The sequence below is a fragment of the Hymenobacter segetis genome (assembly GCF_038448715.1).
GTDB lineage: Bacteria > Bacteroidota > Bacteroidia > Cytophagales > Hymenobacteraceae > Hymenobacter > Hymenobacter segetis.
Window position 1 is genome coordinate 15,830 of sequence record NZ_JBCEVZ010000022.1, and the last position, 20,019, is coordinate 35,848.

At 59.1% G+C, this 20,019-nt stretch carries 16 protein-coding genes, 1 tRNA gene and 1 pseudogene; 12 read left to right on the forward strand and 6 right to left on the reverse strand.

Going from position 1 to position 20,019, the window contains the following annotated elements; all coding sequences use genetic code 11:
- The first annotated feature begins 33 nt into the window (after positions 1 to 33).
- From AAFH49_RS10875 to AAFH49_RS10885, 3 genes are all read left to right on the forward strand, one after another.
- A complete protein-coding gene (locus AAFH49_RS10875; protein WP_342298032.1) occupies positions 34 to 711 on the forward strand; it encodes an NUMOD4 domain-containing protein in 678 nt (225 codons plus the stop codon).
- 74 nt (positions 712 to 785) lie between these two features.
- Entirely contained in the window at positions 786 to 1,415 is a 630-nt protein-coding gene (locus AAFH49_RS10880) for a hypothetical protein (protein WP_342298034.1), read from the forward strand.
- 621 nt (positions 1,416 to 2,036) lie between these two features.
- A complete protein-coding gene (locus tag AAFH49_RS10885; RefSeq protein ID WP_342298035.1) occupies positions 2,037 to 3,803 on the forward strand; it encodes an SBBP repeat-containing protein in 1,767 nt (588 codons plus the stop codon).
- Between the two features lie 393 nt (positions 3,804 to 4,196).
- Here the strand turns inward: AAFH49_RS10885 and AAFH49_RS10890 are convergent.
- Positions 4,197 to 4,271, reverse strand: a tRNA-Val gene (locus tag AAFH49_RS10890).
- 187 nt (positions 4,272 to 4,458) lie between these two features.
- Here AAFH49_RS10890 and AAFH49_RS10895 point away from each other — a divergent pair.
- From AAFH49_RS10895 to AAFH49_RS10920, 6 genes are all read left to right on the forward strand, one after another.
- A complete protein-coding gene (locus AAFH49_RS10895; RefSeq protein WP_342298037.1) occupies positions 4,459 to 5,139 on the forward strand; it encodes a porin family protein in 681 nt (226 codons plus the stop codon).
- An 82-nt stretch (positions 5,140 to 5,221) separates the two neighbouring features.
- Positions 5,222 to 5,734, forward strand: coding sequence for a DUF6992 family protein (locus tag AAFH49_RS10900; RefSeq protein WP_342298039.1), 513 nt, complete (start codon positions 5,222 to 5,224; stop codon positions 5,732 to 5,734).
- A gap of 247 nt (positions 5,735 to 5,981) precedes the next feature.
- On the forward strand, positions 5,982 to 7,103 hold the full coding sequence (locus tag AAFH49_RS10905; protein ID WP_342298041.1) for an alpha/beta hydrolase family protein: 1,122 nt from the start codon (positions 5,982 to 5,984) through the stop codon (positions 7,101 to 7,103).
- A 231-nt stretch (positions 7,104 to 7,334) separates the two neighbouring features.
- On the forward strand, positions 7,335 to 8,531 hold the full coding sequence (locus tag AAFH49_RS10910) for an efflux RND transporter periplasmic adaptor subunit (RefSeq protein WP_342298043.1): 1,197 nt from the start codon (positions 7,335 to 7,337) through the stop codon (positions 8,529 to 8,531).
- A 184-nt stretch (positions 8,532 to 8,715) separates the two neighbouring features.
- Positions 8,716 to 11,985, forward strand: a complete 3,270-nt coding sequence (locus AAFH49_RS10915) for an efflux RND transporter permease subunit (RefSeq protein WP_342298045.1) — start codon at positions 8,716 to 8,718, stop codon at positions 11,983 to 11,985.
- A gap of 51 nt (positions 11,986 to 12,036) precedes the next feature.
- A complete protein-coding gene (locus AAFH49_RS10920; protein ID WP_342298047.1) occupies positions 12,037 to 13,581 on the forward strand; it encodes an efflux transporter outer membrane subunit in 1,545 nt (514 codons plus the stop codon).
- 193 nt (positions 13,582 to 13,774) lie between these two features.
- On the opposite strand, the gene AAFH49_RS10925 is transcribed toward AAFH49_RS10920, so the two are convergent.
- Positions 13,775 to 14,353: a type 1 glutamine amidotransferase domain-containing protein gene (locus AAFH49_RS10925; RefSeq protein WP_342298049.1), complete on the reverse strand. Its 579-nt coding sequence runs from the start codon at positions 14,351 to 14,353 to the stop codon at positions 13,775 to 13,777.
- 175 nt (positions 14,354 to 14,528) lie between these two features.
- Here AAFH49_RS10925 and AAFH49_RS10930 point away from each other — a divergent pair, with 175 nt between their 5' ends.
- Positions 14,529 to 14,669: a hypothetical protein gene (locus AAFH49_RS10930; protein WP_342298051.1), complete on the forward strand. Its 141-nt coding sequence runs from the start codon at positions 14,529 to 14,531 to the stop codon at positions 14,667 to 14,669.
- Between the two features lie 402 nt (positions 14,670 to 15,071).
- Here AAFH49_RS10930 and AAFH49_RS10935 read toward each other — a convergent pair whose 3' ends face one another.
- From AAFH49_RS10935 to AAFH49_RS10950, 4 genes are all read right to left on the reverse strand, one after another.
- A complete protein-coding gene (locus AAFH49_RS10935) occupies positions 15,072 to 16,379 on the reverse strand; it encodes an acyltransferase family protein (RefSeq protein ID WP_342298053.1) in 1,308 nt (435 codons plus the stop codon).
- Positions 16,380 to 16,669: 290 nt separating this feature from the next.
- Positions 16,670 to 17,056 carry a hypothetical protein gene (locus AAFH49_RS10940; protein ID WP_342298055.1) on the reverse strand — a complete coding sequence of 129 codons (387 nt, stop codon included), beginning with the start codon at positions 17,054 to 17,056 and terminating at the stop codon, positions 16,670 to 16,672.
- Between the two features lie 42 nt (positions 17,057 to 17,098).
- The gene (locus AAFH49_RS10945) at positions 17,099 to 17,389 is read right to left on the reverse strand and encodes a hypothetical protein (RefSeq protein ID WP_342298057.1); all 291 of its coding nucleotides are present in this window, start codon (positions 17,387 to 17,389) and stop codon (positions 17,099 to 17,101) included.
- Between the two features lie 21 nt (positions 17,390 to 17,410).
- The gene (locus tag AAFH49_RS10950) at positions 17,411 to 17,614 is read right to left on the reverse strand and encodes a hypothetical protein (RefSeq protein ID WP_342298059.1); all 204 of its coding nucleotides are present in this window, start codon (positions 17,612 to 17,614) and stop codon (positions 17,411 to 17,413) included.
- A 521-nt stretch (positions 17,615 to 18,135) separates the two neighbouring features.
- Here AAFH49_RS10950 and AAFH49_RS10955 point away from each other — a divergent pair.
- Positions 18,136 to 19,473: pseudogene (locus AAFH49_RS10955) on the forward strand (glycoside hydrolase family 88/105 protein).
- 158 nt (positions 19,474 to 19,631) lie between these two features.
- Positions 19,632 to 20,003, forward strand: a complete 372-nt coding sequence (locus AAFH49_RS10960) for a hypothetical protein (RefSeq protein ID WP_342298061.1) — start codon at positions 19,632 to 19,634, stop codon at positions 20,001 to 20,003.
- Positions 20,004 to 20,019 lie beyond the last annotated feature (16 nt).

The following is a 20,019-nucleotide window of genomic DNA, read 5'->3' on the forward strand; positions in this document are numbered from 1 at the left end:
GCCGTGTATTCTGCCCCTATTTTTCAGCTTCTTATGTATTCTGTGACCCCTACGTTGCGCGCCGGCGATACCGTCACCATCCCTGGGTCTGCTCGTGCAGGCCTGACTGATTATGCGGTGGTAGTCGAGGTATTAGCCGATGGAACCGTCGAACTGGATAATGGCCACGCGCTGTCGGCGAATGTGCTCGTTCCGGTTGCCAATGGCGAGGAATGGCTGCCGGTAGCTGGTTTTGCCGACCGTTACCGGGTTTCCTCTCATGGCAAAGTGGTCAGTTTGCGGTATAAGCGTACCACGCGGGCACGCCTGCTACGGCCATTAGGCGCAAGCCGCTACCCTTCCGTCACCTTGTGCTGTGAAGCTACCATAGCGCAGGTTGGCCTCAATCGTCTGGTTGCTCAGCACTTTTTACCTCCCCCAGTTGATGCTCGCCAGACATTCGTGCTTCCCCGCGACGGCAATCATCTCAATCTACGAGCCGATAACCTGCAATGGGTTTATCCGTGTGCATTAGAAGATGAAGCCACGACTGCGTACCTGTACAACTGTGGTGAGCTGCATCATAAAAGCCGGCTTAGCACGGCCGAAGTGGCGCAGGTGCGCCACCTCGCCGCGCAGGGCACCACGCAAAAAATCCTCGCTCAGCGGTTCAACATGAGTCGCCCGGCCATTTCCTTAATTGTAAACAGGCACACCCGCCGCTACGCCTAGCAAGGCCGTCATCTACTGGGATATAATCCCGCCACCGACTTCTCTTGCTGTTGCTTTGTGTGCTTGGAGCGCGCTTGCTCGGCCACGCCCAAGCCCACCAGCCCGCGTTGTTTCGCGAAACAACGCTGCCCGAACCGGGGAGTCCCCGCTGGTTTCGCTTGAACCGGGCCCTCAGCTATTGCGTCCGCAGAAAAGGCGACAAACTGGTTACGAGCCTGGGCAAGGACGCGCGTACCACGCAGTTGCGGATTGCCGGCGGGGAACTTCGGGGAGCGGACTACGGCGAATTTGGCGGGCGCCTGGTTTTTCAGCCGACGGATAAAAAAGCTACCCCGGTGGCGATAAAGCAAGGGAATGTGCGCCTGCTTTTTCAACGCGACGGCACGGTGTACTTTATCGAAGGCATGGCCCACTTGTCCAGCAGCAGCGGCGCGTTGTACCAGTTGACCGGCACGTCCCCCGGGTTTGGCTACACCAAGCTGGCCGACTTTGCGGATGCGCCCGAAGCGTTTTGGGTGGAAAACAACACGGTGTACATCGCCCAAAGCCGGGGCTTTGCCGTGGTGCAGCAAACCTTTTGGGGCGGACTCTACCCCAACTCGGTTGCCGTCTTTGGGGATACGGTGTATGTCGGCATGCGGGGAGGGTACGCTCAGCTGGTGCTGGCGAGCAAACAACTCAAGTTTTTTCAGCACTTGCCATAGCCGTTTAGGCCTTTTCGTTCATAAAAACGGTTGCTCGCGCAAAGTTGTCGGTTGGGATGTGCGCGACACCATGCCCGACCAGGGCCGTCAGCATACGGGCACCCGCTTCAAAGGCCTGCTGGTGTGCCACGGGGCCCGATAAAGCATGAGCCGACGCGGCAACTACTATGACAACGCCCTACCGGGCACGCCCCCTGCCGAATCGTTTTGGAGCGGGCCCAAGGCTGAATGGCCCAACAGCGGCCATCTCCCTGGCTAGGAAAAAGCCAAGCCTGAAATCAGCGACCCCGTGCCCCATTACAATTCCGAGCGCCTCCACTCAGCCCTCAGTCATTACTCGCCCAACCGCAATTGCAGACCACGCTCCACATCAGCCGGGTTTGGTTAGGCCACCTCATGATTTAATAGAAAACTAAATTATATATGATATATAATATGTTAAGTCAAAAACATTAATATTATAATTGCTTGCTATTCAGCAAATAATGCTTGAATACCCGGCGCATGCTGCTGCATAACCGTTGCTTTTTATTGTTCACTAACTACTTGTTTCCCATGCGACACTTATCCTTTATTCGCTTCCGGCAAGCCCGTGCGCGGTGCCTTTTCATGGTTCTTTCCATGTCTTTGTTTGCGTATTTGCCTGCCCTCCAGGCACAACCCGGCGGGCGGGTGGCCGCTGATGAGCCACCCGTGCCACGGCTTTTGGAAATGCCCGGCCTCCTGAATACCCCGGCCGCCTTCCCTGCGAATGCCGCTCGCTCAACCGGCGTATCTGGGCCAGTAACAGAAGAATGGGTGGCACGCTACAATCGGCTAAAGACCAATGGGACCACTGCGGTTGCCATCGCACTGGACGCGGCGGGGGATGTCTACATAACCGGCGAATCATACAACGGCACTGACTCAGACTTTGCGACCATCAAGTATGCGCGGGCAACTGGCAAACCGGTGTGGATAGCCCGCTACAATGGGGCGGCGAATGGCAACGACTACCCCACGGCCATTGCCGTGGACGCTGCGGGCAACGTCTACGTGGCGGGCTACTCGGGCTTGGGCATCAACAATGATTACACCACCGTCAAATATTCCGGGGCGGCGGGCCAACAGCAGTGGGCGGCCCACTATAATGGGCCCGCCAATGCCGACGATAAAGCCCGGAGCATATCCGTGGATGCGGCGGGGAATGCCTACGTAACCGGCAATTCCTACAATGGCAGCAACTACGACATCGCCACCATCAAATACGCCAGAGCCACCGGCCAGCCGCAGTGGGTTTCCCGCTACAATGGCCCCGCCAACGGCGGGGAGGCTGCGGCGGCCGTGGCCGTAAATGCGGCGGGGGATGCGTATGTCACGGGCGGTTCCTTCAATGGCGTTAGCTCCGACTATGTTACCATCAAGTACGCCAAAGGCACGGGCCGCGTGCGGTGGGTCTCCCGCTACGATGGACCGGCCAATCTCGATGACCGGGCCTCAAGCATATCCCTGGATGCAGCGGGCAACGTGTATGTGACCGGGGGCTCGCAGCCCACCAACGGCCGTTATGACTACGCCACCATCAAGTACGCCAAAGCCACCGGCCGGCAGTTATGGGCGTCGCGCTACAATGGCATGGGCAACAGCGACGACTTTGCCACGGCCATGGCCGTGGACGCGCAGGGGGCGGTGTACGTAACCGGCGTCAGCGCCAACCCGGTGTCTTCGGATTTTGCCACCGTCAAATACGCGAGCGCGACCGGCCAGCAACTGTGGGTTTCCACTTACGATGGGCCCGACCAGCGCTTCGACCAGGCCAGCGCCATCGGATTGGATGCTGCGGGCGAGGTTTACGTAACCGGCTTGTCCTATTCTGACACCCCCCGCATATCGGTGGATTACGCTACCGTCAAATATTCCGGGGCGTCAGGCCAGCAGCTATGGGCGGCCCGGTACAACGGGCCGGCCGGTCGTGACGACTACGCAACCGGCCTGGCCGTGGATGCCGCGGGAAATGCCTACGTGACGGGCTTTGCTGACGGCGGCGACAGCTACACCACCATTAAGTATGCCCGAAGCAAAAAGGGGCACGATTGCGACGACGCGGTCACAAAAACCGACCGCTCAACCGTCGCGGATGCGGCCCAGCCACTCGTCGCATTTGAGGCCTTTCCTGTTCCGACTCACGGCCAAGCGGTTATCCGCTTTCAGTTGGCGGCCGATTCTCCGGTGTACCTGGTGCTATATGACCAGTTCGGCACTGTGGTGGGCACCCTTTACGAAGGGATTGTCGCCGCTGGCGTTGCCCAAACCCTGGCATTGCCCACCAGCCTACCCAACGGCGTGTATCTGTGCCGCTTGCTCTACCCGGGCCATGCGGAGAGCCTACGAATTGAAGTGCAACAATGAGGGCACCCGGGCAAGGCGGTCACACGCAGGACATCTAATCCTGCTGCCGTGGTGGCAAAAACCAAGCGGGGCGTTACCCTCTACGCAAGTACGAGGAGAGTCTCAAAATACCGCCCTAAACTGTCCTACTTAGGTGGACCACCTCAGTTTTTGGCTTGCAAGTTTATGACCCATACTTCGTGAGCCGCTCAACCAGTCCGGACTCGGACTCGAGCAAACACTATAAATCAGGCAGCATGTCTACCGACTACAGCCAACATACTCCCATCAAATTTCAGCTATTTAGCCCAAGTGTTTATGAGCATATATCGGCTAATTCTACATAAAACCGGGGGCAAAACCGGGGGCTAATCAATAAAAAACCCTCATTGCGCAGTGCAATGAGGGTTTTCGTGAGGCGTATTGGGCTCGAACCAACGACCTCCACCGTGTCAGGGTGGCGCTCTGAACCAACTGAGCTAACACCCCGGAACCGGCCCTGCTAGTGGGCCGCCGCTCCAAAGGTAGCGCCGCATGGCGAATGCAGCGAAAGGAGGCCTCTTTTTTTCTGCAAATAGGGCCTTCAGGCAACCTTCTGGTCCCGGCAAAGTATAGGGGCAAACGGGAATAGTAATCTTCCCCGGCTTCTGGCCCATTACCTCACTTCATTTCACCCATGAAAAAGACTCTCCTATTGTTGCTGCTGGCCGTTACTTCAGCTTCTTCTGCGTTTGCCCAGGCGGCTCCCGGCGGTGCTACTTCTTCCAAAGACTACACCGGCGGCAAAACCACCGACTCGCGCAATACCGGCTTCGGCGTGAAAGGCGGCTATAACCTCAACGGCCTGCGCGGCGATGACATTAAAGGCATCGACCGTAACTCGCACAGCGACTTCCACGCCGGCGTGTTCGGGCAGTTTGGCTTCGATGACTTCTCTTCGGTGCAGGTGGAGCTGCTGTACTCGCGCCTGGGCTTCACGGGCAATACCGGCCCCGGCAAGGCCCAGCAAACCTACCGCACTACCTATCTACAGTTGCCCATCATGTACGTGGGCAACTTCACCGATAACCTGAGCTTCCACGTGGGTCCGCAGGCCTCGCTGCTCATCAATGCCACAAAAGACGGTTCGACTCTGGGCTTAGCCGACAATGGCTTCAACACCTTTGATTTTGGCGGCGTGGGCGGTTTGGAGGCACGCATTGGCCCAGCCCGCGTAGGTGCCCGCTACAACCTGAGCCTGGGCAAGGTATTTGAAGACAATATTCCAGCCGGCAAAGCCATCGACCCGGCGTTCGGCAACGCCAAAATCTACAACAACCTGTTGCAGGTTTACGTGGGCATCGGCTTCACGCAATAGGCTCACAGTCTTTAGCATCGTTAAAAAAAGGAAGCTCCGCAAGGGCTTCCTTTTTTTCTTCCCCCTCACTCTTCCCATTGCCATGCCCGCTGCCGCTCCTGCCGTCGATATTGCCAGCCTCTTCATGGCCCGCGAACTGCTGCTGGGCCGGGGGCTGGCCGTGCTGGCGGCCTGGGTGCTGCTGAACCTGGTGGGCAGCGGCTACTACCTGGCGCATAGCGACCGGCGGCACGAATCCTTCTACTTCCACGGCATGAACGTGGGCTGGGGCCTGGTGAATGCCGGGCTGGCCGCGTGGGGCATTCTGCACCTGCACTTTGTGGCCCCCGCCGGCCTGGTGCCCGCTGAGTTGCTGCAATCCCAGCTCTTCAACGAAAACCTGTTTTTACTCAATGCCGGGCTCGACGTGGCCTACATCATGACGGGCTACTACCTGCGGGCGCGGGCGCTGGTGCCGGGACAGACGCGCCCCGTGCGGCTGCTGGGCTTCGGCCGCTCGCTGTGGGTGCAGGGCGGTTTTTTGCTGGTGTTTGATGCCACGATGTGGAGCTTGGTGCACTGGGTAGGGCGTGACTGGTTTCAACTGTTGGGCTGAGATTTATTTCATCCCAAATTGAGACTGGCGGCCCATTTTGAGAAAACCCGGTTTTCGTTCGTGTGGCAATTGGTACTGCAAGGCGACGAAAAAGACCGGTTCGACGGAAAACCGCCCCCTTGAAAACACGGTCAGCGGAGCTTTGCGTAGCTCTCTCGCCGCTGCCCCCGCCCAGGTCTTCGGGGAAGGCCCGGTTTTCAGCCTCCTGCTTATGCGCTTTTTCTGCTCTATTCTCGTCTTTTTTTGCTTGCTGCTGACTGTTGGTGCGCAGGCTAGCACCCTCGACCGGGTAGAGGCCGTGGTACTCTCATCGCCAGCCGGCGGCACGCGCCTCAATGGCATTCTGCGGCTGCCCGTTGGGCCCGGCCCTTTCCCGGCCGCCGTGCTGCTGCCCGAGCACGAAGCCGGCACCCTGCCCCCCAGCGAGGCCGATAAGCAGCTGATGAGCAGCCTGGCCGACTACCTCGTGAGCCAGGGCATGGTGGTGCTGCGCCTCCAGGAGCGCGGCCCCGGCGAAGGCCCCGGCACGGTGGCCGACCGCTCGGCCGATGCCCTGGCCGCCCTCAACTACCTGCGCACCCGGCCCCAGGTTGATGTGACACGGCTGGGCCTCATCGGCCACGGCGAGGGCGGCAACGTGGCGCTGCTGGCCAGCGCGCAACTGCTGGCCCCCACATTTGTGGTGGCCCTGGCAGCGGCTGGGCTGCCCGGCCGCGAGCTACTGGCCGCCCAGCCCACCATGTACGGCAAGGTGCTCGGACAGGACTCGACCGATGCGCAGCGCCAGCGCAAGTACCTGCTCGACCAGGTGGCCGCCGAGCAGGAAGCCGCCAAGCTGCGCGCCCACGGCTCGAACAGCGCCCAGGTGCAAACTTACCTCGACCAGCAGCGCCTGCGCCAGAAAATGGCCATGCGCCGCGACGAGGAAAACCTGGTGAAGCACCAGCGCGCCATGCTGGAAATAGTACGCCAAACGCCCGATAATGCCCAAGCCCAGGCTATTCTCAGCAACATGCTGCGCCAGCGCTACCCCGGCATCGCCCCGCGCGATGTGCAGGCCAGCGTGCAAACCCTGACTACGCCCGCCTACCGCAACTACCTGGCCTTCGACCCCGTGGCCGCGCTGCCGAAGGTGCAATGCCCCGTGCTGCTGCTGCACGGCGACGACGATGCCGAGGTGAACACGCCGGTCAATCTGGCCCTGCTCAAAAAAGGCCTTCGCAACAATGCCCGTGTGACCGAGATGCACGTGCCAGGCCTCAACCACGCCTTGCAGTTGAGCAAAGCGGAAGCCGCCGGAATGTCGCCCGCGCCCATCTCGCCCGATGCCCAGGCCGACATCTACACTTGGATTATGAGCCAGAAATAGCCCTGGCGACTTCCAGACTTCATCCCTAAAACGGAGCAGTGAAGCCCGGCAATTTGGTTTGTCGGGCTTTCCCATTGCTTGCGGGCACAGCTGGCTTGGTCAGCAAAGTTGGGCCGGTGGTCGGGCGGGCGCGAGGCTAGGCCGATTACGGAGAGTTGAAGTCGACTTTTTGCAACCTGCTTTCGTATCGGTAAACGGCTCGCGTACAAACGCGGAGCACTGCTATTGTATATGAATAGATTTTTGCCCGGCCGGGCAGCTCTGCTGCTGGTACTACTGAGCGTGGCGGCCTGCAACTCGAAGAAGAAAGACGACGAAGCCGGCGGTCCCGGTGGCAAGGGCGGCAAAGACGGCGGCCCCGCCCCCATCAAGGACTACCCGGTGCTGGTGGTGCGGCCCGATACAGTGACGCTGTTCCAGGACTACCCCGCCACCATTCAGGGGCAGCAGAACGTGGAAATCCGGCCCAAGGTGGACGGATTTGTGGAAGCCATTTACGTGGATGAGGGTGCCAGTGTGAAGAAGGGCCAGAAGCTCTTCCACATCAGTGCGCCGCAGTATGAGCAGGAAGTGCGCACAGCCCGCGCCGGCATCAAAACCGCGCAGGCCGACGTGGACGCTGCCCGCATGGGCGTGGCCAAAGTGGCCCCGCTGGTGGCCAAAGGCATCATCAGCAAATACCAGTTGGAGGGCGCGCAATACACGCTGGAATCGAAAGAAGCCGCACTGGCGCAGGCCCAGGCCACGCTTTCCAACGCTAATACCAACCTGGGCTACACTACCATCACCAGCCCGGTGGATGGCGTGATGGGCACCATCCCCAACAAAATCGGCAGCCTGGTGAGCAGCACCTCGGCCGACCCGCTTACCACCATTTCCAGCACCGGCAACGTGTACGCCTACTTCTCGCTCAGCGAAAAGGCGCTGCTGGATTTTGCCCGCCGCCGCCCCGGCAACACCCTTCAGGAAAAACTCTCAAACGTGCCCGACGTGCTGCTGGTGCTGGCCGACGGCAGCGTGTACCCCTACCACGGCCGCGTGAAAACGGCTATTGGTCAGATTAACACCGAAACCGGGGCCAGCAGCTTCCGCGCCACCTTCCCCAACCCGCAGGGTTTGCTCCGCAGCGGCAGCAGCGGCTCAGTACGCACACAGCACCCAATTGATGATGCCCTCATCATCCCGCAAAGCGCTACATATGAGCTGCAGGGCAAGCGCTTCGCCTACGTGGTGGGCCGCGACACGGCCGCGCACGCCGCCGCCATCACGGTGGTGCCCACGCCGGATGGGGCCTCGTTTGTGGTGCAAAAGGGCCTGAAAGCGGGCCAGCAGGTGGTGCTGGAGGGCATCAGCGGGCTGAAGGAGGGCTCGAAGATTCGGCCCAAAGTGGTGAAGGCAGTGCCGAAGGAGGATGTGGCGGGCGGGTAGGCAGGAATAGTCTGAACCCGCCTTAGCCGTCATGCTCATCTGGCGTCCGCGCAGTCGAAGCATCTCTACCGCGCAAGTAAATCAATCGACGCAACGAAGCGATAGAGATGCTTCGACTGCGCGGACGCCAGATGAGCATGACGTTCCGACTTATAAAAAGCTACCTGATACCCAGTAGAAGATTATGCTAAAAGTATTCATCGAGCGCCCCGTGCTTTCCACCGTTATTTCGGTGATAATCGTGCTGCTTGGCGTGCTGGGGCTGTTGCAGCTGCCCATTGCCCAATATCCCGACATTTCGCCGCCCACCGTGCAGGTATCGGCCAGCTACGCGGGCGCCAATGCCGACGTGGTGCTGAAAAGCGTGCTGGTGCCGCTGGAAGAGCAGATAAACGGTGTGGAAGGCATGACCTACATGACGTCCTCGGCCACTAATGAGGGCGCGGGCAGCATCCAGGTGTACTTCAACGTGGGCACCGACCCCGACCAAGCGGCCGTGGACGTGCAGAACCGCGTGGCCAGCGCCACCAGCCTGCTACCCCAAGAAGTGACCCTGGCGGGCGTGACGGTGCGCAAGCAGCAGAGCAGCAACCTGCTGATTTTCGCCCTCTACTCCGATAACCCGGCCTACGACCAGACTTTCCTGCAGAACTACGCCCAGATTAACATCGTCCCCCAAATCAAGCGGGTGAACGGCGTGGGCAACTCCAACGCCTTCGGCTCGCGTGACTACGCCATGCGGGTGTGGCTGAAGCCCGATGTGATGGCCATTTACGGCCTCACGCCGGCCGATATCTCGGCCGCGCTGGCCGACCAGAACGTAGAGGCTGCCCCCGGCAAATTCGGCGAAAACTCCGACCAGAGCTTCCAGTACGTCATCAAGTACACCGGCAAGCTGCAATCGGTGGAGCAGTTCGAGAACATTATCCTCAAAAGCACCGGCCAGGGCCAGTTGCTGCACCTCAAGGACGTGGCCCGGCTGGAACTGGGCGCTCAGGCCTACAGCAGCAACAGCGCCACCTACGGCAAGCCCTCGGTGGGCATCTCGGTGAACCAGACGCCGGGCTCCAACGCCCGCGATGTAATTGAGAAGTCGCTGGCCGTGCTGAAAGAGGCCGAAAAGTCGTTTCCGGCCGGCATTCACTACACCAATCTGGTCAACATCAACGACTTTCTGGATGCCTCGATTGATAAGGTGATTCACACGCTGTTGGAGTGTTTCGCACTGGTGTTTCTGGTGATTTTCATTTTCCTCCAGGATTTCCGTTCCACGATTATCCACGGCGTGTCGGTGCCGGTTTCTATTATCGGCACGTTCTTCTTTCTCAAGGTTTTCGGATACAGCATTAACCTGCTCACGCTCTTCGCGTTGGTACTGGCCATTGGCATCGTGGTCGATGACGCCATTGTAGTAGTGGAGGCCGTGCACGCCAAGCTGGAGGGCGGTTATACGTCGCCGCGCAAGGCCGCTATTGATGCCATGAACGAGATAACCGGGGCCATTCTCAGCATCACGCTGGTGATGGCGGCGGTGTTTCTGCCGGTCACGTTCATTTCGGGGTCGGTGGGGGTTTTCTATAAGCAGTTCGGCATCACGCTGGCCATTGCCATTCTGATTTCGGCTGTGAATGCTTTGACCTTGTGCCCAGCGCTGGCAGCGCTGTTTCTGAAGCCGCCGCACCACGAGGGTGAGGCCAAAGAAAGCAAGGACAATCCGGACCCGAATGCGGCCAAAGACTCCAAAGAAGCCCCGAAGAAAAAAGGCTTCATGCAGCGGTTCAGCATCGCCTTCAATGCAGCTTACGATGCGCTGGTGGGCAAATACACGAAGGCCGTTACGTTCCTTTCGGCTCGCAAATGGATATCCTTGATTGCGGTGGCGGGCTTCGGCGCGGGCCTGTATTTCCTGATGACAACCACGCCCAGCAGCTTTGTGCCGAACGAGGACATGGGCACCATTTTCGTAAACGTGAGCCTGCCGCCGGCCTCCACGCTGGAGCGCACCACGGCCGTGAATACCGAAGTCGATAGCCTGATTCGGACCATTCCGGCGGTGCGGGGCACGCTACGCATCACGGGCCAGAACTTCCTGGCCGGGCAGGGCAGCGCCTACGGCATGGTCATCGTGCGCCTCAAGCCCTGGGACGAGCGCAAGGACACGAACAACGAAGCCGTTATCAAGGAGATAACCAAGCTCACGGCCCACATCCGGGCCGGCGATATTCGCAGCATTTCGCAGCCCACGATTACGGGTTTTGGGGCCACGGGCGGCTTCACCTTTCAGCTGCAGGACAAGGGCGGGCACACCACGGCCGAGTTCTTCAAAGTGGCCCAGGATTTCCTGGCCGAGCTCAACAAGCGGCCCGAAATCCAGTACGCCAGCACGGCCTTCAACCCCGGCTTCCCGCAGTACCAGATGGCCGTGAATGTGGCCAAGGTGAAGGCCGCCGGCCTCACCGAAAAGGACGTACTGAACGCCATGCAGGTGTTCTACGGCGGCTCCTACGCCTCCAACTTCAACCAGTTCGGCAAGCAGTACCGGGTGATGGTGCAGGCCGACTCAGCCTACCGCGCCAACCCGGAGGGCTTGAGCAAAGTCTTCGTACGCAACGCCGCCGGCGTGATGGCCCCACTCACCGAATTCGTGACCCTGACCCGCATCTACGGCCCCGAAAGCCTCTCGCGCTTCAACCTGTTCACGTCGATATCGGTGAACGGCTCGCCCAAGGAAGGCAGCAGCTCGGGCGAGGCCCTGATTGCCATTCAGGAAGTGGCCCAGAAGCTGCCGGCCGGCTACGGCTACGAATTTTCGGGCATCAGCCGCGAGGAACAGGGCAGCGGCAAGCAGTCGCTCTACATTTTCGCGCTGTCGCTGGTGTTCGTGTACCTGCTGCTGAGCGCGCAGTACGAGAGCTATATTCTGCCGTTTGCGGTGCTGTTTTCGATTCCGATTGGCTTGTGCGGCACGTATTTGTTCGCCAAGATTTTCGGCATCGACAACAACATCTACCTCCAGATTTCGGTGATTATGCTCATCGGCCTGTTGGCCAAAAACGCCATCCTCATCATCGAATTCTCGCTGGCCCGCCGGCGCGACGACGGTATGGAAATCATGGAAGCCGCGCTGGAAGGGGCCAAAGCCCGCCTGCGGCCCATCCTGATGACCTCCTTCGCCTTCGTATTCGGCCTGATGCCGCTGCTGTTTGCCAGCGGCGCGGGGGCCAACGGCAACAAGAGCATCGGGGCCGGGGCCATCGGCGGGATGCTGTTTGGCACGCTGGTCGGGGTGTTTTTCATCCCGGTTTTGTTCGTGGTTTTTGAGGGCTTACAGGAAAGCATCAGCGGCCCGCCCAAGACCAAGGAGCAACTCGAAAAAGAGGAAACCGAAGGCGGCCCGCCCGCTAAGGACGGCGAGAAGAAGCCGGAGGAGGAGGCGCAGCCTGCGCTGGCGTAGCGGTTGCGCTGCCGCTTCAGCCAACCGCGTACAAGTATTAATTCCATTGCTATGACTGCCAGCAAATTCCTTCGATTATTTTCTCCCGTGCTTGCGCTGGCGGCGGGCTGCCAGCTGCTGCATCCCTACAGCCGCCCCGAGACGGCCACCACCGGCCTCTACCGCGACGCGGCCACCACCGACACCACCACCCTGGCCGCCCGCCCCTGGCAGCAGCTCTTCACCGACCCGCAGTTGCAAAAGCTCATCACCGAAGGCCTCGCCAACAACCGCAACCTGCAAGTGGCCCTGGCCCGCATCGAGCAAAACCAGGCCCTGCTGGCCCAGAGCCGCGCCGCCTTTCTGCCCAGCCTCAGCGGCCGGGCTACCACCACAATTTCGCGCATCGGTGGGGCTTTCGTGAGTACCGGCACTGGTGGTAGCAGCACCACTACCACTGGCGGCACGGGCGGGACCGGGACTGGCGGGACTGGAGGAACTGGTGGCACCGGAACAGGCGGTACGGGCACGGGTACCGGAACCGGAACCACCACCGGCACGACCACCACCGACCAATCTTCCGTCGTAACCGGCGGCACGGCGCACCAGTACCTGCTGGGCCTGAGCAGCAGTTGGGAAGCCGATGTGTGGGGCAAGATGCGCAGCACCAAACGCTCCTACGCCGCCGCCGTGCGCCAGAGCGAAGCCTACCGCCGCGTGGTGCAAACCCAGCTCATCGCCGATATCGCCGATAATTACTACGCCCTGCTGGCCCTCGATGCCCAGCTCGACATCACCCAACAAACCGTCCAGAACCGCATCAAGGACGTGGAAACCATGCGCCTGCTGCTGGAAGGCGACGTGGTAACCGGGGCCGCCGTGGTGCAGAGCGAAGCCCAGCGCTACGCCGCCGAAGTCACCATCCCCGACCTCCAGCGCAACATCCGCGAGACGGAAAACCTGCTGGCCACGCTGCTGGGCCGCACGCCCGGCCCCGTGGCCCGCGGCACGCTGGCCGCTCAGGATGCCGCCCCGTCCCTGCTCACCGGCGTGCCCGGCCAGCTGCTGCGCAACCGCCCCGACGTGCAGCAGGCCGAATTCGCCTTCGAGTCCACCTTCGAGCTCACCAACGCGGCGCGGGCCTACTTCTACCCCAGCTTCACCATCACGGCCAACGGCGGCCTCACCAGCACCACGCTCACGGATTTGTTCTCGCCCACGGCCGTTTTTGCCAGCATCGTGGGCGGCCTGGCCCAACCCATTTTCAGCCAGGGCCTCAACCGGGCACGCCTGCGCCGGTCAGAGGCCTTGCAGAAAGAATACCTCTATACCTACCAGCAAACGATGTTCGTGGCCGGCCAGGAGGTTTCCAACGCCCTGTTCTCCTACCAAAGCGCCACCGACAAAGCCCGCCTGCGTGCCCTGCAGCTGGAGTCGCTTCGCAAGTCGGTTGAATACACCCAAGAGCTGCTGCGGGCCGGCTTTGCTAACTACACCGAGGTGCTCACGGCCCAGCAAAACCTGCTGCAAGCGCAGCTAAATGCCGTGAACGACCAACTGCAACAGCGCCAGGCCGTGACGGATTTGTATCACGCGCTGGGCGGCGGTTGGCGGTAGTGGTTTGGTTTTTGGGCCTAACTAAACAAAAAAGGAACGTCATGCTGAGCGTAGCCGAAGCATCTCTACCGCATAACTAATCCAATTGATAGGGATTACTACTGCGGTAGAGATGCTTCGGCTACGCTCAGCATGACGTTCCTTTTTCCGACGTTCTGAGGAGACGTTCAATCAACGCCACCCGAAACCCGGCCTAATTCTGCCCGCCGTGCTGGGGCTCCAGCATCTCCTCCACAATCTTCTTATTGAAGGCCGGAATGTCCTCCGGCTTGCGGCTGGTGATGAGGCCGTGGTCGCACACCACTTCCGAATCTTCCCACTGGGCGCCGGCGTTTTTGAGGTCGGTATGCACGCTGGGCCAGCTCGTCACGCGCTTGCCGCGCACCACATCGGCTTCCACCAGCAGCCAGGGGCCGTGGCAGATGGCGGCCAGCACCTTGCCCGAGCCGGCAAATTCCTTCACGAAAGCCACCACGTCTTTGTTCACGCGCAGGATGTCGGGGTTCATCTGGCCGCCGGGCAGCACCAGGGCGTCGTAGTCGGCAGGCTTCACGTCGGTGATGACTTTATCAACGTCGACTTTATCGCCCCAATCTTTCTTGGGTCCGTCCCAGCCCTTGATGGAGCCGCTTTTGAGGGAGATGACGTGGGTTTCGGCGCCCTCGCCTTCGAGGTATTTTTTGGGCTCGTCGAGCTCGGCTTGCTCGAAGCCGTCGGTGGCAATGATGGCAATTTTCTTGCCCTTGAGTTTGTCGCTGCTGAAGATGCTCATAGTGTTTTGGAAAGTAAGAATACAGGCCCGGAAGAATGCCCGGCCGCCTGAGTTTACGCTCCAAAAAGCACCAGGTTTAGCAAAATTCGGGCTTTCTGAGCCGCATTGCTGCTAAGCAGAGCCATAGGAATTGCATAAGGCACTGGTCGCATTCCCCTCATCGCCCCAATCCGCCTTGGGTCAGGCCGTCCTCACCGATACTTTCCGGGGCAATGGCGTGGCCGTGCCCATCGCCAACATGGCCGCCGGCCTCTACCTGCTCAGTGTGCAGGCCGATGGCACCGCCCCCGCCACCCAGCGCGTGACGGTGGAGTAGTAGTTGTTTTTTTGTCATTGAAACGGCCCGTCTGGAGATTCCAGGCGGGCCGTTTTTGGTTCGATTAGCTAATTTGGGTAGCTATGCCCGCGCTGAACCGATTCTCCCTCTCCCCAAGGAGAGGGAGAATCGGTTCAGCGCGGGCATAGCTACAGTGGCATAGTGCCTGTGCATATTGCGCGCTACAGTGCACTAGACAAGCTATACCACCATAAGTTTGGAATTGGAGAGGCGTCTCGCGGTGGTTGCTGTCGCTCGCGAAGCTAGTATCGCTGCCATAATGGGCCCAATGCCGAAAAGTTAGCCGCACTCCTAAAGGTTTAGCTGTTTATCCGCTACACAACCCGCATGCCTTGAAAAATCCCTGGTACACGATTTAGTGGAATTGGCTATTTATTGTCACTACATTAATTTCTCTTTCAACCAAGGCTGTAAGCGGCGTTCTAATGCCCAACCCAAGAATATCACAAGCACTAGGTATAACAATAAACGCACTAAAAAAGAAGTAGCCGTTCCACTAAATGTTTTTACTTGATGAAATAGAAAGAAAAGGGGGAAATGAATAATGTAGATTCCGTATGATATATGGCCCAATGGTGTAAGCTTTTGAATTATAGCCTCTCCCAACAATGTGGAATGGTGGCGCAGTAAATAAGCTGCTATGGCTAACAAATAGAAAACAGCAGATATTATCACCGTATTAAACAGCTGGGTTTGTTGAATTTTACCAGAATATATATACGATAAAAAATATAAACCTGGCGTCGCAAATGCTGCTAATTCCATCCATCGCCTCCCAGGCATAGTTCGGTTCGTAAAGCAGAGAAGCAATGGAACACAGTATAACAGAAGGGAGAAGTCAGAGAATACAATAGCGCGGTCGAACCATGAGGGGGCCTGGGCTTCGGTTACGTCCAATTGGAGGCTGTGTAATGCGCTAAACATAAGGTTCATGCGCTGAAAGGATAACATAAGTAGCAAAAAAGCCAGCATCGTCCCGAATTGCAATGGGTTAGTGCTTTTAGGCATTCTGCTAAGAAATTGACCAAGAAACCAAAAGACGGCGCCGTAGGCATAAGATACCAAGATAATTGGCTGTATCGCCAATTGACTAAGAATTAGTCCAAATGCTAAAAATGCCACTGCTACCCAGCCTGGAGCCCACCTTCTGGCCGAGACAACTAGAAATAGCACATAATAGAGTATCTCATAACCCAATGACCAAATAGGGTTGTTATATGCTGGCACTTTCACCACCAAGCCTTGTAAGAAAAGCAAACATCCGATTATCGTACCCGCCCCAGCAGGAGTGTGGTACATGACCGCTACGGAAAACGTAGCCGCAAGCGTGAGCAGATACAGCGGATAAAGCCGCACTATTCGCTTCTTCAAGTATAATTTCCGCCCACTATTAGTGGTGATTGGCTTGGAATTAGCCAAGCCGATTACATACCCTGATAGCATAAAAAACACCATCACGCTCAAGTGCCCTGGAGGTGCATACTGCCAAAAGCCAGAAATATGGTAGCTAGGGTCCGGAGTTGGGCCATTTCCTATTGAGTGCTCAAATACTACGAGTAGAGCAGCCAGACCGCGCAACGCTTCTAATGAATAATCAAAAATTGGACGCGATATGTCTGCGCTAGATTTTGATTCTGTCGAAGATTTTAATGCAGTATTAACGGCATACGGGTTTGCGTGAATGGCCATATTTACTTTTCAAGAATCGGAAAGGATGTGTTTCGGCAGAACCGCAAGTATGCCCGATAGCCCATAAGCTAACTCAAGCCTTATGTGCTGCGAATCTGCTGGGTAGAATAAAAAAAGCCCCTTATCCTCGGTAGAGGGACACGGAGCTTTTGCCATAAAATGTAGTAGGCAACTAAACCCGTAGACTGCGTAAAGGTAGGAAACTGCTTCTAGGCAATTGATTTTATTTTTTTAGCAAATTGATTTTTTTCTAATATTAAACTGCGGCCGCGGCCGCTCCGCCGGGTCCGTCAGCCAGGCCCACACGTCGCAAGCCGCGTAGTAGTCGGCCAGCGCCCCGTGAGCAGCACCTTGGCCATGGGCGCGTCGGCGTTGCCATAGTCCTTCACCACGGCTTCCTCGGTGCACACATCGTCGATGCACAGGTGGCGGCCGTCGCCCCTGCCCAAGGCCTGCTGCTGCTTGCGGCTCTCCTCACCGGCCCGGTAGGCCGACTCCACGGCTTCGTCCGACGTCATGCGGTACCCACGGATGGGGTTGGCCGAGAACATTTTCAGCAGCATCGTTTTGCCTACGGGGCCCAGCATGCACAGTCCTTTGCGAATGTCGAGGCCGTGCAGCCCCATCGCCTTGCCCTGCGTGAGAAACGCGGCCTCGTCGCCGGCGAAGTAGTACACCAGCAGGTCAAACAGCTTGCCGCCGTCCGGCGTGAGCGAAAACTAGAGCGGCGGCATCAGGTGGGCCGTGAGCTGCTGGCCTTTGGCCCACGCCCACCGGGCCAGCGCGCCGGCGTCCCACGGCATTTTCGGCAGCTCCCGGGTGGCCCGCTCAGCAGCGGCGCGCTGGGCCGAAACCGACGAGGCGCTGCACACGCGCTGCTGCATCGTGTACAGCGCCTCGTCGGTTTCGGCCGTGGTGAGCAGCACCTGGTCGCGGTCGGGCAATTCCGGCGGGTCGGTGCTGTTGTCGCGGCGCACGTCGTGCCAGGTGTCGGTTTTGGGGTCCTGCACTAGGTCCGTGTTCAGCGCCCGCTAGCTAACGAACGCCTGGTAGAGTTGGCCCCATTTCTCGCCCCGGGCCTGGTGCAGGGCGTAGTTGACTTGGCCGGACTGCAGCTCGATTTCGTCAGGCAGCGGAGGTGCGGTTGCGCCCGCCGGTGTAATCCGAAGCAGAGCGGGTGTTGACGCGGCTGGCTGCCGCAGCCGGGCCATTGTTGCACCGATTGGAAGTGCCATGGGATTGCTGATGAAGGGCGAGGTTTTTCCGGCCGTTGGCAATGGAATCCGTGATGATTTTCAGGGCGAGGGCTTCGTCGGTGTCGGCGAGTGAGCTTGATGAGGGCTTCTTCTTCGTAGCTGTCGCCCCGCAAGGGCTTTTCGAAGTCAATCATGTGCTTGCGCCACTTCACCCACGTGGCCCGAAACTCGTCGGAGTCGAAGGGCAGGTGCAGTTGGGGCAGGAAGGACCCCGCGTCGCGGCCAAAGGGGCGGGGTTGGGGCTGACGCCGGGGTTTTGAGCTACCGAATTTCAGCTTCGAGCTCTCCTATTTTTTTGAGTTCAACCCGCACCCGTTGGGAGTCTTGTGAGTCTAATTGAGAATAATGAGAGTCTCCAAATTACGCGCGAGGCGTTTTGACTATAGTCATGGTCCATTTTGGCTATAGGGAGGAGAACCATCAGGGCGAAGCAGGACACCGCAGGAGAATCCGCTCCAACCCGGCTTCTACCTTGGCCAGCCAACGCCATTCCCACCGCCATGCGCCAACTCCTCCCGGCCCTGTTCCTGTTCCTCGCCGCCGCGCCCGCCCACGCCCAGGTAAAAGCCAACGACACCACCACGCCGCTCCACCTGCTAAAACCCGACTATCCCGTCCCCTACGGCCAGACCAAAGCCGAGGACGTGAAGCAGGTGCTCGACCGCGTGTACGCCTACCTCAACGCTGCCACGCCGGCTGAGCTGGTCGATAAAAAGACCAACGCCCCCATCACCGACCGCCGGAAATTCAACCCCGACGCCATCATCAAGCCCGGCGATTTCCGCCTCACCAGCTATGAGTGGGGCGTGACCTACGCCGGGATGCTGCGCGCCTCCGAAACCACCGGCGACCCCAAATTCGCCGCCTACACCCGCAGCCGCCTCACCTTTCTGGGCGAGCTGGTGCCCTACTTCCGCGCCTACCAAACGGCCCACCCCGAGGCGGCCACGCCCGTGCGCTCCATCGTGCAGCCCCACGCCCTGGATGATGTGGGTGCCATCTGCGCGGCCATGATAAAGACCCAGCGCCTCGACCCCACCGCCAACCTGCGGCCGATGATTGACCCGTTCGTGAGCTACATCATGACCAAAGAATTCCGCCTCGCGGATGGCACGCTGGCCCGCAACCGCCCCCAGCCCAACACCCTCTGGCTCGACGACCTGTTTATGAGCATCCCGGCCCTGGCCCAGATGGGCAAGCTCACCGGCGAGGCCCGCTACTACGACGAGGCCGTGAAGCAGCTCACCCAGTTTGCCCCGCGCATGTTCGACCGGCAAAAGGGCCTCTACATGCACGGCTGGGTGCAGGGCATGGCCGAGCACCCCGAGTTCCACTGGGCCCGCGCCAACGGCTGGGCCATCCTCACCACCGTGGAACTGCTCGACGTGCTGCCCGCCGACCACCCCGGCCGCCCGGCGGTGCTGGAGCTGCTCCGCGCCCACGCCCGCGGCCTGGCCGCCCAGCAAAGCGGCACCGGTTTCTGGCACCAGCTCCTCGACCGCCCCGACAGCTACCTCGAAACCTCGGCCACGGCCATCTACGCCTACGCCATCGCCCACGCCGTGAACCAGGGCTGGCTCGATGCCCCGGCCTACGGCCCCATGGCCCTGCTGGCCTAGAACGCCGTGAGCACCAAAGTCACCCCCCAGGGCCAGGTCGAAGGCACCTGCGTGGGCACCGGCATGGGCTTCGACCCGTCTTTCTACTACTACCGCCCCGTGAACGTGTACGCCGCCCACGGCTACGGCCCCGTGCTGCTGGCCGGCGCCGAAATCACCCAGCTGCTCAAGCAGCACCCGTATGGGATTAATGACAGCTCCGTGCAGATTTTGAAGTAGGCCGGGTAATATTTTAGAGTACGGTCATGCTGAGCGCAGCCGAAGCATCTCTACCGAATGATTTTAGCTCAACAAAGCAATAGAGTCAGTTCAACAAATTACGCATTACATTCCAACGGCTATTTAACTATTTCCAACTGCGCAATTCCTCATCTCTAATGAAAACGCTGCTTCTTGGCTTCGCTTTTTTGATAGCTCTGACAGGGTTTGTATGGAGTCGTTACCATAATAAATCGCATCTGCAATTTTCGTTTCCATTACGCGCTAATAAAGCGCTGTTCATTGAGCAATACAGTGCCGGGTTGGCTAATAACCTAACTGCTGAATACTTGACAGACTCCACTCATTTCAGAAAATACTTAGGCACCTTGGATGATGAGAGCGAAATAATATCTGTAGTGGTTCAAGGCGACCAAATTGTAGTCGATAGAAATAGCAACTACCGGAACTCTGAAATGCACGAGCCGAGCAAAATCCGAGAAACTGTTTACAGTCTCCGCGCCTTGCAAGAAGCTCATGAATTTGAATAGGAGGACTTCTGCGACG